Here is a 16,640-nt window from a genome sequence, read left to right on the forward strand (position 1 = left end):
CAAGGGTAATGTCCATGCGCGTGCTGTCATTGATGATGGGTCTTACGACGCTGGCCGCCAGTATGGCGTTCTGCGCCAGCGCGATGGCGAATGAAGAAAGTCAGTTGGTACAACAGATCAACGCCTACCGCAGCCAGCTTCAGCGCTGCGGTGACCAGGGATCCCAGGAACTGCCACCGCTGACCAGCGACACACGTCTGGTGTTGCCGGCGACCAACGTCGGCGATTTGCAACAGGCATTGGCGCGGGCTGCGTATCCGATGGTCAACGTGCAGGCCATCAGCCTGTCGGGGCCCAAGGATGCGCAGGCGGCGATGAAGGCGGTGCGTGAAAGCTTTTGCCGCGTGGTGCTCGACCCGCAATTTGTCGACATTGGGGTCAGCAACAGTGGCCAGGATTGGCGCATCGTGCTGGCCCGCCCACTGCTGACCAGTGGCCTGGGCGATTGGCAGACCGAAGGCAAGCAATTGCTGACGCTGATCAACGCCGCCCGTGAACAGCCGCGCCAATGCGGCACCCAGGCGTTTACCGCGACCACCCCGTTGTCGTGGAACGACGACCTGGCCAATGCCGCCAACAGTCACACGCGCAATATGGCCAACGGTAACTTCTTCGACCACCTCGACCACGACGGCCGCACCCCCGGTGACCGCGCCGAACTGGCCGGGTATATCGCGAAGACCATCGGCGAAAACATCGCCGCCGGCCTCGACACGCCGCGCAAGGTGGTGGACGGCTGGCTCGCCAGCCCCGGCCATTGCGCCAACCTGATGAACCCGCAGTTTCGTGAACTGGGCGCGGCCTATGCGATGGACCCCAAGAGCGACGCGGGCATTTACTGGACAGGGGTTCTGGGTTCGCAATAGCAGCGCGGCTGCCGAGCAGCCCTGGCCTCACGTGCAGGTAGCGTCAGATTGCCAGCATCTGGATAATCGCACTGAACTGGCAGCCGCCCCACCGGTCTGTTGCCTGACGCGCCGGCAGATTTGCGTGCCCTCAAGACCGCTGTAGAGAAGGTGTTCACCCCATGATGAATTGGCTGCAAAGCAGCAGCGACATGGCCGAGCAGGTTCGCCTGCATGATTGGGCCAGCACCCCTCTGGGGCCGCTGGAACATTGGCCCGATGTGCTCAAGACCACCGTCGCACTGTGCTTTGCTTCGAGTTTCCCCCAGTCCATCATCTGGGGGCCGTCGATGACCCTGCTCTACAACGACGCGGCCATTCCCATCCTGGGCGACAAACCCTACGCGCTGGGCCGTCCGTTCAACGAGGTGTGGCAGGAGGTCTGGGAGGAAGTGCGCCCCATCGCCCAGGCCGCTTTCGAAGGGCATGCCACCTACGTGGAAAACTACCCACTGGTGATCGAGCGCGGCAACGGCCCGGAACAGACCTACTTCACCTTTTGCTACAGCCCCATCCGCGACCCGCAGGGCACAGTCGTGGGCATGCTCAACACCGTCACCGAAACCACCGCCACCGTATTTCTGGCGCGGCGCCTGGCGGTGCTGGATGCGATCGGCAACGGCGTGGCCAACGCCACCGATGCCGAAGCCATAATGACCATCACCACCCGCCTGCTGGCCGAACACCTGAACGTGTCCAACTGCGCCTACGCCGACATGGACGCCGATGAAGACGGCTTCACCATTCGCGGCAACTGGGCGGCACCGGGTTCGCCGAGCATTGTGGGGCGCTATAGCCTGGCCTCCTTTGGCGCGCGGGCAGTGCAACAGTTGAACGCCGGTGAAGCGTTGGTGATCCGTGACAACCGTGTCGAGTTCACCCCCGAGGAATCCGCCAGTTACCAGGCGCTGGGCGCTACCGCCACGGTGTGTTTCCCGCTGATCAAGGATGGCCGCCTGACCGCCCTGATGGCCGTGCATGACAAGGCGGCACGTGCCTGGTCGCCCTATGACCTGGCGCTGGTGGGCGAAGTCACCGAGCGCTCCTGGGCGCACATCGAACGCGTGCGCGCCGACGCCGCCGTACGCGAAGGCCTGGCAGCGATCACCGAACTCAATGCCACCCTGGAGCAGCGCGTTCAAGAGCGCACCGCCGCGCTGACCCAGGCCGAAGCCGCGCTGCATCAGTCACAAAAGCTCGAGGCCATCGGCCAATTGACCGGCGGCGTGGCCCACGACTTCAACAATTTCCTGACCATCATTCGCTCGTCGATGGATTTTTTGCGCCAACCGAACCTGGCCGATGAACGCCGCCAACGCTACCTGAGCGCGGTGTGCGACACGGTGGAGCGCGCCAGCAAGCTCACCAGCCAGTTGCTCGCCTTCGCCCGCCGCCAGCCGCTCAACCCGGAAGTCTTCGATGTGTGCCTGCGGGTACGCAATATCGGCGAAATGCTCGAAAGCCTGACCGGCGCGCGCATTCAGGTGCAGATCGAGTTACCCGAGCAGCCCTGCCATGTGCGTGTCGATTCCAGCCAGTTCGAGACCGCGCTGATCAATATCGCCCTCAATGCGCGCGATGCCATGGATGGCCAGGGGACGTTGTGCCTGCGCGTCAGCCATGTGGCCGCATTGCCACGCATCCGCGGGGATGCCGAAAGCCGGCAACCCTGTGTGGCGATTGCCCTGGCCGACACGGGCGTGGGTATTGCCCAGGAAGCATTCGAACGCATTTTCGAGCCTTTCTTCACCACCAAGGCGGTGGGCAAAGGCACCGGCCTGGGCCTGTCGCAGGTCTTCGGCTTTGCCAAGCAGTCCGGCGGTAACGTCGACGTGGCCAGTACCCTGGGCCAGGGCACGGTATTCACCCTCTACCTGCCCGCCGTTGAAGCACCGGCCTCGGCACCTGCGGCCGTCGCCGAGGAACGTTGCCCGAGCATCGATGCGGCCCTGCGCCATATCCTGATCGTGGAAGACAACCTGGAGGTCGGCCGTTTCGCCAACCAGATCCTGCAAGACCTGGGCTACCAGACCACGTGGGCCACCGATGCCGAACAGGCGCTGGCCCTGGCTGGCCCTGCGGTTGCGGGTTTTGATGCGATTTTCTCGGATGTGGTCATGCCCGGGATGACCGGCGTCGCCATGGCCAAGCTATTGCGCCAGCGCCGGCCCGATCTGCCGGTGGTGCTCACGTCCGGCTACAGCGAAGAATTGGCGGACAGGGGTTATGAAGGATTCGAGTTCCTTGCCAAGCCCTACTCTGCCGAGCAGGTGGCCAGGGTGTTGGCCAAGTCGATGCACAAGGACTGACGGCTAGTCGGCCACGGCGACCTGGTTACGCCCCATGGCCTTGGCGCGGTACAGCGCCTTGTCGGCGGTGTTCATCAGGCTGTGCAGGTCCTGATCCAGGCTGCGGGTGGAGGCCACGCCGAGGCTGGCGGTCAAGCCCTGCACCGGCTCGGAGGCCAGCCCGGAAATCGCCTTGATCAGTTGTTCGGCAATGTCCCGCGCGGTCTCCAGTGACGTATTGGGCAGCAACACCGCGAACTCTTCCCCGCCTAGACGCCCGTACACATCCGCCTGACGAAACGATGCGCTGATCACCCCGCCAATCTGGCGCAATACCTGATCGCCCGCCTGGTGGCCATAGGTGTCGTTGATGTCTTTGAAATGGTCCATGTCCATCATCAACGCGCACAGCGGTTGCCGGTTGTGGCGGCATTGCGCGTACAACAGGTGGGCATGTTCGAAGAAGGCGCGGCGGTTCATCAGCCCGGTCAGCTCATCGGTCTGCGCGGCCCGCGTGGAGATATTGTGGGCGCGCTCCATTTGCCGGGTCAGGCGAAAGGCTTTTTCCAGGGCATCAGACAATTTGCGTGTGGCGCTGACCACAAAGGTCGAGAACACCAACACCGCCACGGCCACGCCCACCTGCATCGGCGAGTGCTGGAACAACAGCCACAGCGTGCACGGCAACAGCACCAGGGCCATGGAGCCCAGGGTCATATACCGATAAGCCGAATAACACGAGACCGCGCTGACCGACATGCCCACGGTAAACAGCATGACCAGCACCTGGGAAACACGGTCGTCGATGGGCATCACCGCCAGTGCACCGATGCCCCACACACCCGCAGACAGCATCAGCGTGACCCAGTAACGGCGCTCCCACCGATCGGGGGTACGCTCATGGTTCGGGCAGCGAAACCAGTCCATGAACATCTTGACGCGCAACAGTGACGTCACCGCCAGCACCGTCAGCCAGACCAGCATGACCTTGTGGTCGAAGCGGTCCCAGCACAGCCAACAGAGCATGACAGCGCCCAGGTAACTGCCAAAAATGGCGGCGAACGATTGGCGAAACAGCTGGTGCAAACGGTCAGTTCGCACCTGCTCTTCGATAAAGCCATCCTGGTCTTGCCCACGCCCAAGGCCGTTCATGAAATCCGCCTGCTTCAACTGCCACGACAAAGGCGCCATTGTGGCACCCTGCCACTAGCCCGGACAACAGAATCCGGCACAGTAGAGCCCTTAAAGCACTTGCGGCCGCAGAATCAGCACGCCCAACGGCGGCAGATTCAGCGACAACGATACCGGCTGCCCGTGGCGCGGTTCATCCACCGTGAACACCTCACCCCCGTTGCCATAATTGGAACCGGCATAGGTGTCGGCATCACTGTTGATCACCTCGCTCCAGCGCCCGGCAAACGGTACACCGACGGCATACGCCTCACGGGGCACCGGGGTGAAATTGGCCACCACCAGCACCGGCTTGCCGTCCTTGCTCCAGCGCAACCAAGCGTAGACGCTGTTGATCGCGTCGTCACCGATCAACCACTGAAAACCTTGCGGCGCATCGTCCTGCTCATGCAGCGCAGGCTCCTCGCGGTACAGGCGGTTGAGGTCACCCACCAGTTTCTGCACGCCCCGGTGCTCGGGGTATTGCAAGAGGTACCAGTCCAGTTGCTGGTCGTGGTTCCATTCGCGCCACTGGCCGAACTCGCAGCCCATGAACAGCAGCTTTTTGCCGGGGTGCATCCACATGAAGGCCAGGTAAGCGCGCAAATTGGCAAACTTCTGCCAGCGATCGCCGGGCATCTTGTCGATCAGCGAGTGCTTGCCATGCACCACTTCGTCATGGGAAATCGGCAGGATGAAGCGCTCGGACCAGGCATACACCAGGCCGAAGCTCAGCTCGTTGTGGTGATGGGCGCGGTACACCGGGTCTTGCTGGATGTAATGCAGCGAGTCGTGCATCCAGCCCATGTTCCATTTGTAGTTGAAACCCAGGCCGCCCTGCTGGGTCGGCTGGCTGACACCCGGCCAGGCCGTGGACTCTTCAGCAATCACCAGCGCACCGGGCGCCTCCAGCGCGACCACGTCGTTCAAGTGGCGCAGGAAGTCGATGGCTTCGAGGTTCTCGCGGCCGCCATGGCGGTTAGGCACCCACTCGCCGGCCTTGCGCGAGTAGTCGCGGTACAGCATTGAGGCCACGGCGTCGACGCGCAGGCCATCAATATGGAAGTGCTTGAGCCAGTGCAACGCCGACGCCAGCATAAAGCCATGCACTTCGGTGCGGCCCAGGTTGTAGATCAGCGTGTCCCAGTCCTGGTGAAAGCCTTCCAGCGGGTTGGCGTACTCGTACAGTGCCGTGCCGTCGAATTGCGCCAGGCCGTGGGTATCGGTGGGAAAATGCGCCGGCACCCAGTCGAGGATCACGCCGATGTTGGCTTGGTGCAGGGCATTGATGAAGAAAGCAAAATCCTGCGGCGAACCAAACCGCGCGGTCGGCGCGAATTGCGACAACGCCTGATAACCCCAGGAACCGCCGAACGGGTGCTCCATGATCGGCATCAGCTCGATATGGGTGAAGCCCAGCTGCTGCACATACGGAATCAAACGCTCGGCCAGTTCGCGCCAGCCATATTGGCGGGCGACTTCACCGGCCTCGTCCAGCTCGCACTGCCAGGAGCCCACGTGCAACTCATAAATCGACAGCGGCGCGGAGGCTTTTTGTCGCTCGGTGCGCGACTGCATCCATTCATGGTCCTGCCAGTCCACCTGCAACGGCTCGGCAACCTTTGAGGCAGTGTCCGGCGGCAACTGAGTGGCCAGCGCCATCGGGTCGGCCTTGAGCGGCAGAATCCCGTGGGCGCCGAGAATTTCATACTTGTAGGCCGCGCCCGCTTGCAGGCGCGGGATAAAGATTTCCCACACCCCAGACGGATGCCGCAGGCGCATCGGATGGCGGCGGCCATCCCAGATATTGAAATCACCCACTACCGACACACGCCGGGCATTTGGCGCCCACACGGCAAAACGCACACCGTCTACGCCGTCAACCTGGGTGACTTGCGCGCCCAGGCAACTGCTGAGGTCGCGGTGGTTGCCTTCAGCAAACAGGTACAGGTCCATCTCACCGAGCAATAATTGATTGAAGCTGTAGGGGTCTTCGGTGATCTGCTCGCCACCGGCCCACTGGATTTTCAGCAGGTAAGGCTGGCGTGTGGAAAAATGCCCGACGAACAAACCCGGCACTTGCGTGGCGTCAAGGCTGCCGATCGGTTCGCCGCTGTCGCGCGCCAGTACCTGGACACTCAGGGCCTCCGGCAGGAATGCGCGGATAAACTGGCCGCCGTGTTCATCATCGTGCGGCCCCAGAATCGAGAACGGGTCGTGGTGTTCGGCGCGCACCAATGCTTCAACGTCGTGCGGCGCCGGCATTGCAGTCAACTTCGCTTGCAGCGGTTCTTTATGTGTAAAACTCATGACGTCTCCCCACCGCGTGCAGTCTTCGATATAGGTATGAGCCCGCTGAGCAGGCCGTGCAAACCTTGCAACGGCACCGGCAACCAGGTCGGGCGATTTTCCGCTTCGTAAGCCACTTCGTACGCGGCCTTCTCCAGGCTGAACAACGTCAGCGCTGCGTCCTGGCCTTTGGCATCCTGCCAGTCATGCGCCAGTGTAGACGTAGCCTGATGATAAGCCTGGATAAATGCCGCGCGCGCTTCATTCAAGTAACGGTCGGTCACACGCCTGCGGGCAATGTCCGCTTCGGGCGAGTGATCAACGCCTTGCACATTCAGGGCCATGGCCGCTGCGTAATCAAACGAGCGCAACACACCGCTCACATCTTTATACGGGCTGTGCTTGCCGCGCCGCTCGTGCAATGGGCGCGCCGGCTCGCCTTCAAAGTCGATCAAATAGGCATCGCCCTTGACCACCAATACCTGGCCCAGGTGCAAGTCACCGTGGACGCGAATCCGCAACCCGCCCGCCGTGGCTTTCGCCAGGGCCTGGACATGGCTGCCGATGGCCTTTTTCTGCGCCAGTAATTCACTGACCAATGCCTGATCAGCGGGGTTCAACTGGCTTTGATGAAGTTTTAGTAATTGCAGGGCGCGGTCGATCTGCGCCCCCACGTCCTTGGCCCAGGCTTGAGTGTCTTTGGCGGTGGTGGCTTCAGGCTTGAAGTCTTTGTTGGCGGTTTTCGCCGCCAGCACCACGTGCATTTCGCCCAGGCGCTGACCCAGCAAGCCGGCAAAGTCCTGCAGCTCGCCGAGGGCGTTGTAATGCTGTTCCTGCTCGGACATCGCCTCGGCCAGCTCATCGCGAATCGCCCGCTCCAGGCTGTTTTGCGTCCAGGCCCAGGCATCGCCCTGGTTGCTTAAATAGCCTTGGGCAATCATCAGCAGGTTGTCTTGCCCTGCCCCGTCGCGACGCACCATCGAACCCAGCAGCGGCGAGATATTCGGGTAACCGGCGGCCGTCAGGTAGGCGCTCATTTCCAGTTCCGGGTGGACCCCGGTGCTGACTTTGCGGATCAGCTTGAGCACCAGGCTCTCGCCGACCACCACCGAGCTGTTGGACTGTTCAGCAGACAGGTAGCGCACCTGGGATTCGTCACTCAGGTGCAGGTTGGCCAGGTGCGGGGTGGCTTCAAAACGCAGGTCGCCGTCAGTGGAGTTCAGCACCGTACCGGCCTGCAGGCCCTGGATGACGGCACGAATGAAATGCTCCAGGCTGAAGGCATCGGTGACCAGGCCCACCTGTCGCGTGCGACGCACGCGGGCCAGGGCCAGTTGTTGCGGCAAGGCGCTGGTGAACTGATCCTCGCCGAGAAAGCCGAACGGCAGTTGATAACGGCTGACCTGCCCGCCGCTGGTGACTTCAATTTCACTGAGCAGCACCGGGTGCTCCGGGTCGCCAAACCGCACGCCGTAGGCGATGTTGACCTGTTCAATGGCTGCGTCCTTGCCGGCAAACCAGCGTCGTTTGGGCAGCCAGGCCGGCAACGAGGTTTGCTCCAGGCTGGTGCGGCACGGTTCTTCAAGCAACTCTTCCATGCGCTTTTTCAAGACCAGGGTGGTGAAGTCCGGAATGCTCTGCGCCGGTTCCACATGCCAGCTGGGCATCTGGTTTTCCGCCGCCAGCACGAACCAGTAAAAGCCGTAAGGCGCCAGGGTCAGCAGAAAATTCAGCTGGCCAATCGGCGGGAACGCGTTGCCGCCAAGCATCTCTACCGGCACCATCCCGGCGAACGCCGACAGGTCCAGTTCCGCCGCCTGGGCACTGCGCGACACGTTGGCCACGCACAGGATGATTTCCGTGCGGCCATCGGCCCCGGTGTATTCGCGGGTGTACGCCAGGATGCGTCGGTTGCTCGGCGAGAGCATTTTCAAGCTGCCACGGCCAAAGGCCTTGGACTGTTTGCGCACCGCCAACATGCGCCGGGTCCAGTTCAGCAGCGAATGCGGGTCCTGGGTCTGGGTCTCGACGTTGACCGACTGGTAGCCGTACAGCGGGTCCATGATCGGCGGCAGCACCAGGCTGGCCGGGTCGGCGCGGGAAAAACCGCCATTGCGGTCGATAGACCACTGCATCGGCGTGCGCACGCCATCGCGGTCGCCCAGGTAAATGTTGTCGCCCATGCCGATTTCATCGCCGTAATACAGAGTCGGTGTGCCGGGCATCGACAGCAGCAAGCTGTTGAGCAGTTCCACGCGGCGGCGGTCGCGCTCCATCAGTGGCGCAAGGCGACGACGAATGCCGAGGTTGATGCGCGCGCGGCGGTCAGCGGCGTAGTAATTCCACAGGTAATCGCGCTCCTTGTCGGTGACCATTTCCAGGGTCAGCTCATCGTGGTTGCGCAGGAAAATGGCCCATTGGCAATTGGCAGGAATCTCCGGCGTCTGGCGCAGAATGTCGGTGATGGGGAAGCGATCTTCCTGGGCCAGGGCCATGTACATGCGCGGCATCAGCGGAAAATGAAAGGCCATGTGGCACTCGTCGCCGTCATCGCCCTTTTTGTCGCCGAAATACAGCTGCGTGTCCTCCGGCCATTGGTTGGCTTCGGCCAGCAACATGCGGTCGGGATAATGGGCATCGATCTCGGCGCGGATCTGCTTGAGCACGTCATGGGTTTCGGGCAGGTTTTCGTTATTGGTGTCGTCACGCTCGATCAGGTACGGAATCGCGTCCAGGCGCAGGCCGTCGATGCCCATGTCCAGCCAGTAACGCATCACCGACAGCACGGCTTTCATGACTTGCGGGTTGTCAAAGTTGAGGTCGGGCTGGTGCGAATAGAAGCGGTGCCAGAAGTACTGGCCGGCTACCGGGTCCCAGGTCCAGTTGGACTTTTCGGTGTCGAGGAAAATGATGCGGGTGCCGTCGTATTTCTGGTCGTCGTCGGACCACACATAGAAATCCCGCGCCGCCGAGCCGGGCTTGGCCTTGCGGGCGCGCTGGAACCAGGGGTGCTGGTCGGAAGTATGGTTGATCACCAGTTCGGTAATCACCCGCAGCCCACGCTTGTGGGCTTCGGCGATAAAACGCTTGGCGTCGGCCATCGTGCCGTAATCGCTGTGCACGCCACGGTACTCGGCGATGTCATAGCCGTCATCGCGACGTGGCGAGGGGTAGAACGGCAGCAGCCAGATGGTGTTCACGCCCAGGTCGGCGATGTAGTCGAGCTTGGCGATCAGCCCGGGAAAGTCGCCGATACCGTCGTTGTTGGAGTCGAAATAGGATTTGACGTGAACCTGGTAGATCACCGCGTCTTTGTACCAGAGCGGGTCTTTGATGAAGGTGGAGGGGCTGGGTTTCTTCGCCATTGGAAACTCCTCGAAACGCTGAATTTATGCAGACTGGAAGCGGCCAATGTGGGAGCGGGCTTGCTCGCGAAAGCGGTGTGTCAGGCGATGAATTCATTCACTGGCCCACCGCTTTCGCGAGCAAGCCCGCTCCCACCTTTTGACCTCAATCAGGCTCAAGAAAGACTGATACGCCAGATACCGAACGGGGTATGGGGCTCCAGCCGCATCCACTGGGTTTTGCCGTACCAGGTCCAGCGGTGGCCATTCATCAAATCTTCGCCCTGGGTTTGCGCATCGTCGGGCAGGCCCAATTCCCATAATGGCAATTCGAAATTGGCTTCCTGAGCGTTGAACGGGTCGAGGTTGACGGCGACCAGAATGAAATTGCTGCCATCGGCGCTGCGCTTGCCGAAGTACAGGATGTTGTCGTTCCAGGCGTTATAGAGCTTCAGGCCCAGGTGCGTGTGCAGCGCCGGGTTCTGCCGGCGGATGCGGTTGAGTTGGGCGATTTCGGCAATGATGTTGCCGGGCGCGGTGAAGTCTCGGACGCGGATCTGGTATTTCTCCGAATCCAGGTACTCCTCTTTGCCCGGTACGGGCGCGGCTTCACACAGCTCAAAGCCCGAATACATGCCCCACAAGCCCGACCCCATCGTGGCCAGTGCCGAGCGGATCAAAAAGCCCGGCCGCCCGGATTCATGCAGGAACGGCGGGTTGATATCCGGAGTGTTGACGAAGAAGTTCGGTCGGTAACACTCGCGCCACGGCGACTGGTTCAATTGCGTGAGGTATTCACTAAGCTCAGCCTTGGTGTTGCGCCAGGTGAAATAGGTGTAGCTCTGGGAATAACCGACCTTGCCAAGGCGCGCCATCATTGCCGGCGTGGTGAAGGCCTCGGCCAGGAAAATCACCTCGGGGTATTTGCAACGGACGTCACTGATCAGCCATTGCCAAAATGGCAGCGGCTTGGTGTGGGGGTTGTCCACGCGAAAGGTCTTAACACCCTCCTCCACCCAGCCGACTACGATGTCGCGCAATTCGGTCCACAGGCTGGGGATCGCATCGGCGGCGTAAAAATCGACGTTGACGATGTCCTGGTATTTCTTCGGCGGGTTTTCCGCGTATTTGATCGTGCCGTCCGGGCGCCAATTGAACCAGCCCGGATGCCTCTTGAGCCACGGGTGGTCCTGGGAACACTGGATGGCAAAATCCAGGGCGATTTCCAGGCCGTGGTCGGCAGCGGCCTGGACCAGCCGACGGAAGTCGTCGCGGCTGCCCAATTGCGGGTGGATGGCTTCGTGGCCGCCGTCTTCACTGCCAATCGCGTAGGGGCTGCCGGGATCATCCGGGCCTGCGGTCAGGGAATTGTTCGGGCCTTTGCGATGGCTGCGCCCGATGGGGTGGATCGGCGGGAAATACAGCACGTCAAAGCCCATGTCGTGAATCATCGACAGGCGCGAGTGCACATCATTGAACGTGCCGTGACGCGCGGGATCATCGGTGATCGAGCGGGGAAACAACTCGTACCAGCTGGCAAACTGCGCCGCTGTGCGCTCCACGTCGATGGGGTAGACGGTGCTGATGCTCAAATACGCGCGGTGATCGGCCTGAGTCATCAGGTGTGCACTGTCATCGTGCAGAAACAACGCGACCTGCTCGGTTTCCAGCAGCCCGGAAAGCTCGTGGTGCAGCAGCATCAGGCGGTCGCGCAATTCGTTGTCACTGCGCTCGGCGGCCTGCAACACCAGGCTGCGACCCTCCTGCAATTCCAGGCTGACCGGCACCCCGGCCTCATGTTTCTTGCGCAGTTCGTAGCAGAAGCTGGCGAAGGTATCGATCCAGGCTTCAATGCAGAATTCGTGCGGGCCTTGGGTGGTGACCGTGAACGCGCCTTCCCAGCCATTGTTGCCCGCGTCGGCCATGACCACGCTGTGCCAGCTTTCATCCTGCAGCGGGCGCCAGCGAATCAGCACAGCCAGCTTGTCGTGGCCGTCGGCAAACACTTTGCTGGTGACATCAACCTGCTGGCCTACCACGGCCTTGACCGCAAATTCGCCGCCGTCGATCACTGGCGTGGTGCTTTCAATCGCGATCCTGGGCAGCAGCAATGCCTGGGACAGCGGCAATCTGGAGTCTTCTGGAGTCAGTGTTTCAGCAGTCATCGAGCATCTTCCCCTTACGCCCTGTGGACGCTCTTTGCTTGATCCGAATTCTGAGACGGCAGCGCTCTCCCTGAGCAGGGCCGTAATAGGTCCGAGCCCGGGGGCGCGCCAAAAGTTCAGGTGGATGTGCCGCCATCCGGCGGGGAATCAATTCACCCGTGCGGGTGTCCACCGCTAGAGCAAAGCACACTCGATAGAACAAAGCACAAAGGAGGCCACACCGATGAATATCCCGATCCCGGCTGAAACCCCTGATCCCAATATCGATAATCCAACCCTGCCGCCCACCGAACCGGAACCGATTCCCGAGAAAGAACCACCTGAAGACCCGCCGCCACCCGTGGAGGAGCCGCCGACGACCATGCCGCCGGTGATTGTCAGTCCTTCTCAAACCGCTTGACGATCTTTGGCATCACGCTGAACACCGCCAAGGCCAGCAACGTACTCAGCACCGCTGTCGATTCCCGGCCCAACCCGGCCGAGACCCCAATCGCAGCGGTCATCCACAGGCCGGCCGCCGTGGTCAGGCCTTTGACATGGCCTTCTTCATCATCCTTGCCCTTGATGATGGTGCCTGCCCCCAGGAAGCCGATGCCCGCGATCACGCCCTGCACCACCCGGCTCATCGCATCCGCCTGATTACCGGACATCTGCGGCACCATCACAAACAACGCAGCGCCCAAGGCCACCAGCATGTGGGTGCGCACCCCGGCGGCCTTGCCCTTGCTCTCTCGCTCGAAACCGAGGATGCCGCCCAGCACGGCTGCGATCAGCAGGCGCGCAGTAATCTGAGTGAGTTGCCTGGCATCGCCGATGTCGGCAAATTCGGCCTGCAGGGTTTGCCACACTTCATGCCACCAGGCGTCCATGAATACCTTCCTTTGTCGGGTTGATACAGGGTTGACACCGGCGACCGCCAGTCAGTTGCCTTGAACCCCTGCGCATGACGGGTCCCTAACCTGAATAGCCCACAAATAAGGAGAACGGCATGCCACTGCGTATCGAAAACCAGCTGTGCTACTTCACGCTCGATGACAACGGCCAGGAACAAAGCGTGCCAGCGACTCGGGTCACTATCGTGACCGACACCGACAAAGCCATGTCCTACGTCGAATTGGCGGCAGAGCGCATCTACATCACCGAAGCCGAGGCTGACGCGCTGACCGTCGCGGGGGCCCACGATGGTCGCCAGCATGTAAAGGCCGAGGAGCCTGGTTCGCTGATTTGACTGATCTGTATCAGGCCACGCATAAAAACGCTGCGCCCCATATGCCATGGGGTGCAGCACAATGTCGCAGGCAACCTTCGAAGTACCCTCTGATACGGTTTTTATCGCTCTAGCTGAGTCTGTTATGAAATCAGCGCGACGCTCATAGTTTGACGGCCTGATGGAGGCTGATGAGCGAACGACCATGAGCGAAAGAATCCCGACCGTGGAAACCTTTGAGCCCATACACCCAAAGAAGGTGAAGGCCAAAGCCAGTGACACCCTGATCCATACCCGCAGCTTCACTGGCCTGTACCGCACCTTGCGGGTGAGCGGCGCGGCGTTGCTGTTCCTGGCCTTTTTCGGCACCGTGTGGCTGAACTGGGGTGGGCGCCAAGCGGTGCTGTGGGACTTGGCCGAAAGCAAGTTTCACGTATTTGGCGCGACGTTTTGGCCCCAGGATTTCATCCTGCTGTCGGCGTTGCTGATCATCTGCGCCTTCGGCCTGTTTGCGATGACCGTGTTTGCAGGGCGTGTGTGGTGTGGCTACACCTGCCCGCAAAGCTCATTTACCTGGCTGTTCATGTGGTGCGAAAAAGTCACCGAGGGGGAGCGCAACAGTCGCATCAAACTGCAGGCAGCGCCGTGGAACCTGAACAAACTGGCGCGGCGCTCGGCCAAGCACACGTTGTGGTTGGGCATCAGCGTCATGACCGGGCTGACCTTTGTCGGCTACTTCACGCCCATCCGCCCGCTCGCCGCCGAACTGCTGACCTTGCAAATAGGCGGCGTGAGCCTGTTCTGGGTGCTGTTTTTCACCGCGGCCACCTACCTCAATGCCGGTTGGTTGCGTGAAGCCGTGTGCATGCACATGTGCCCGTATGCACGGTTCCAGAGTGTGATGTTCGACAAGGACACCCTGACCATTTCCTACGACGCCGCGCGTGGCGAGCGCCGTGGCCCGCGTAAACGTGAGGTCAATCCTGCTCAGGCCGGCTTGGGTGATTGCATTGACTGCCAACTGTGCGTGCAGGTGTGCCCCACCGGCATCGACATCCGTGACGGCTTGCAAATGGAATGCATCGGTTGCGCGGCCTGCATCGATGCTTGCGACTCGATCATGGACAAGATGGGTTACGCTCGCGGGCTGGTCAGCTATACCTCCGAGCATCAACTGCAAGGCGGCAAGACCCACCTGCTCAGGCCGCGCCTGATCGGCTACAGTGCCGTGCTGCTGGTGATGATTGCCGCGCTGATAGTCGCCCTGGTGGAGCGGCCGATGGTTTCACTGGACGTGACCAAAGACCGTGGCCTGTTCCGTGAAAACAGCCGGGGGCAGATCGAAAACATTTACAGCCTGAAAGTCATCAATAAAACCCAGCAGCGCCAGGACTATTGGCTGGAGCTGGTTGACGCGCAGGGCTTCCAGCTGCAAGGCAGGACGCAGCTAAGCCTGGCGCCGGGGGAAATCAGCGACGTGCCGGTGTCGGTGGCGCTGCTGGCGGACAAGCCGGCGAGCAGTTCGCAGACCATTCGCTTCAAGGTGACGGATGTGGATGAACCGTGGATCTTCAGTGCTGCCGACAGCCGCTTCGTCGCGCCCTTGAACCGCTGAGGTCTAACTGACTACAGAGATTAACTGTGGGAGCTGGCTTGCCTGCGATGGCGGTGGGCCAGCTGCTAAATATGAACACTGACACACCGCCATCGCAGGCAAGCCAGCTCCCACATTTTGTCCTGCGCACAGGTCAAGAACGCTAATCAGGCCCCTATGAAACGCTACGAAAAATTCGCCGACGACATCGCAGAACTGATCCGCTCCGGCGTCCTCGGGCCCGGGCAGCGCGTGCCTTCGGTGCGCTATGCCAGCCAGACCTACGGCGTCAGCCCGTCCACCGTATTCCAGGCCTATTACCTGCTGGAGCGCCGTGGCCTGATCCGCGCACGCCCGCGTTCCGGCTACTTCGTCAACACCCATGCACCCAGCCCGTTTTCCGAGCCCGTGGTGAGTGAGCACGCGCATGAATCCACCGAAGTCGATGTGAGCGAACTGGTGTTTTCGGTGCTCGACTCCATCAAGGACCCCAATACCGTGCCTTTCGGCTCGGCGTTCCCCAGCCCCATGCTGTTTCCGTTGCCCAGGCTGGCGCGCTCCCTGGCCAGCGCCAGCCGCGAGATGGACCCGCGCCTGGTGGTCACCGACATGTCGCCGGGCAACCCGCACCTGCGCCGGCAAATCGCCCTGCGTTATATGGTGGGCGGGCTGATGCTGCCCATGGAAGAACTGCTGATCACCAACGGCGCCCTGGAAGCATTGAACCTGTGCCTGCAAGCCGTGACCGAACCGGGCGACTTGGTGGCCATCGAAGCACCGGCGTTTTATGCCTGCCTGCAAGTGCTGGAGCGCCTGAAGCTCAAGGCGGTGGAAATCCCCGTGCACCCGCGCGACGGCATCGACCTCAACGCCTTGGCGCAAAGCCTTGAGCGCTACCCGATCAAAGCCTGCTGGACCATGACCAGTTTTCAGAACCCGATGGGGGCCACGTTGCCCGAGGCAAAAAAACAGGCACTGGTAGAACTGTTGCGCAGCCATCAGGTGCCGCTGATCGAAGACGACGTTTACGCCGAGTTGTATTACGGGCAACAGGCACCCAAACCGGCCAAAGCCTTCGACACCGAGGGGCTGGTCATGCACTGCGGGTCTTTTGCCAAGAGCCTGGCGCCGGGTTACCGCGTCGGCTGGGTGGCCGCCGGGCGGTTTGCACAGAAGGTCGAGCGCTTGAAGCTGATGACCTCGCTGTGCCCATCGATGCCGGCCCAGGCCGCGATTGCCGATTACCTGCAACACGGCGGCTACGACCGGCACTTGCGCAAATTGCGTTATGCCCTGGAAGAGCAACAAAGCGCGATGCTGGCCGCCATCGCCCGCTACTTCCCGCCACAGACGCGGGTCAGCCAGCCAGCCGGCGGGTATTTCCTGTGGCTGGAGCTACCGGAGCAAACGGATTCGTTGAAGTTGTTTCAAATGGCGCTGGCCCAGGGCATCAGCATCGCACCGGGGCCGATTTTCTCGGCGACCCGGCGTTTCAGGAATTGCATTCGCCTGAATTATGGAAGCCCGTGGTCCGACGTGTCTGAAAAAGCGATGGAAACCCTGGGCCGGATAGTCCGCTCGTTCTAAGCGGGAACCGAATCGCAGAAAAGACCACGCAGTGAGGCGCACTTTCCCCGGGGCGAGTGCGCTTCCCTTGGTCTGACCCGGAGGCTTTCTC

General features: G+C 61.5%; 11 protein-coding genes. 6 read left to right on the top strand and 5 right to left on the bottom strand.

Annotation, left to right across the window (positions count from 1 at the left end; translation table 11 throughout):
• The first annotated feature begins 14 nt into the window (after positions 1–14).
• Positions 15–866, top strand: a complete 852-nt coding sequence (locus AB4P94_RS23410; protein ID WP_395607685.1) for a CAP domain-containing protein — start codon at positions 15–17, stop codon at positions 864–866.
• Between the two features lie 161 nt (positions 867–1,027).
• The gene (locus tag AB4P94_RS23415; RefSeq protein WP_395607686.1) at positions 1,028–3,214 is read left to right on the top strand and encodes a response regulator; all 2,187 of its coding nucleotides are present in this window, start codon (positions 1,028–1,030) and stop codon (positions 3,212–3,214) included.
• 3 nt (positions 3,215–3,217) lie between these two features.
• Here AB4P94_RS23415 and AB4P94_RS23420 read toward each other — a convergent pair whose 3' ends face one another.
• From AB4P94_RS23420 to AB4P94_RS23435, 4 genes are all read right to left on the bottom strand, one after another.
• A complete protein-coding gene (locus AB4P94_RS23420) occupies positions 3,218–4,384 on the bottom strand; it encodes a diguanylate cyclase (protein ID WP_395607687.1) in 1,167 nt (388 codons plus the stop codon).
• 51 nt (positions 4,385–4,435) lie between these two features.
• Positions 4,436–6,673 (bottom strand): 1,4-alpha-glucan branching protein GlgB, encoded by a 2,238-nt coding sequence (gene glgB, locus AB4P94_RS23425; RefSeq protein WP_395607688.1) that lies wholly within the window; start codon positions 6,671–6,673, stop codon positions 4,436–4,438.
• The gene (gene treS / locus AB4P94_RS23430) at positions 6,670–10,017 is read right to left on the bottom strand and encodes a maltose alpha-D-glucosyltransferase (RefSeq protein WP_395607689.1); all 3,348 of its coding nucleotides are present in this window, start codon (positions 10,015–10,017) and stop codon (positions 6,670–6,672) included. The genes glgB and treS overlap by 4 nt, the downstream gene beginning before the upstream one ends.
• 155 nt (positions 10,018–10,172) lie before the next feature.
• Positions 10,173–12,161 carry an alpha-1,4-glucan--maltose-1-phosphate maltosyltransferase gene (locus tag AB4P94_RS23435; protein ID WP_395607690.1) on the bottom strand — a complete coding sequence of 663 codons (1,989 nt, stop codon included), beginning with the start codon at positions 12,159–12,161 and terminating at the stop codon, positions 10,173–10,175.
• Between the two features lie 223 nt (positions 12,162–12,384).
• Between AB4P94_RS23435 and AB4P94_RS23440 the strand changes: the two genes are divergently transcribed.
• The gene (locus AB4P94_RS23440; RefSeq protein WP_395607691.1) at positions 12,385–12,561 is read left to right on the top strand and encodes a hypothetical protein; all 177 of its coding nucleotides are present in this window, start codon (positions 12,385–12,387) and stop codon (positions 12,559–12,561) included.
• Here AB4P94_RS23440 and AB4P94_RS23445 read toward each other — a convergent pair.
• Positions 12,539–13,030, bottom strand: coding sequence for an MgtC/SapB family protein (locus AB4P94_RS23445; RefSeq protein WP_395607692.1), 492 nt, complete (start codon positions 13,028–13,030; stop codon positions 12,539–12,541). The two genes, AB4P94_RS23440 and AB4P94_RS23445, sit on opposite strands and share 23 nt — an antisense overlap.
• Positions 13,031–13,149: 119 nt before the next feature.
• On the opposite strand from AB4P94_RS23445, the gene AB4P94_RS23450 reads away from it, so the two are divergent.
• The 3 genes from AB4P94_RS23450 to mapR all read left to right on the top strand — a co-directional run bounded on the left by AB4P94_RS23450 (position 13,150) and on the right by mapR (position 16,549).
• Positions 13,150–13,389, top strand: coding sequence for a DUF3203 family protein (locus AB4P94_RS23450; protein WP_395607693.1), 240 nt, complete (start codon positions 13,150–13,152; stop codon positions 13,387–13,389).
• 184 nt (positions 13,390–13,573) lie between these two features.
• Positions 13,574–14,983, top strand: a complete 1,410-nt coding sequence (gene ccoG / locus AB4P94_RS23455) for a cytochrome c oxidase accessory protein CcoG (protein ID WP_395607694.1) — start codon at positions 13,574–13,576, stop codon at positions 14,981–14,983.
• A gap of 156 nt (positions 14,984–15,139) precedes the next feature.
• Positions 15,140–16,549 carry a GntR family transcriptional regulator MpaR gene (mapR, locus tag AB4P94_RS23460; RefSeq protein ID WP_395607695.1) on the top strand — a complete coding sequence of 470 codons (1,410 nt, stop codon included), beginning with the start codon at positions 15,140–15,142 and terminating at the stop codon, positions 16,547–16,549.
• Positions 16,550–16,640 lie beyond the last annotated feature (91 nt).

Origin of the sequence: Pseudomonas sp. B22129, assembly GCF_044218875.1 — a bacterium.
Classification (GTDB): domain Bacteria; phylum Pseudomonadota; class Gammaproteobacteria; order Pseudomonadales; family Pseudomonadaceae; genus Aquipseudomonas.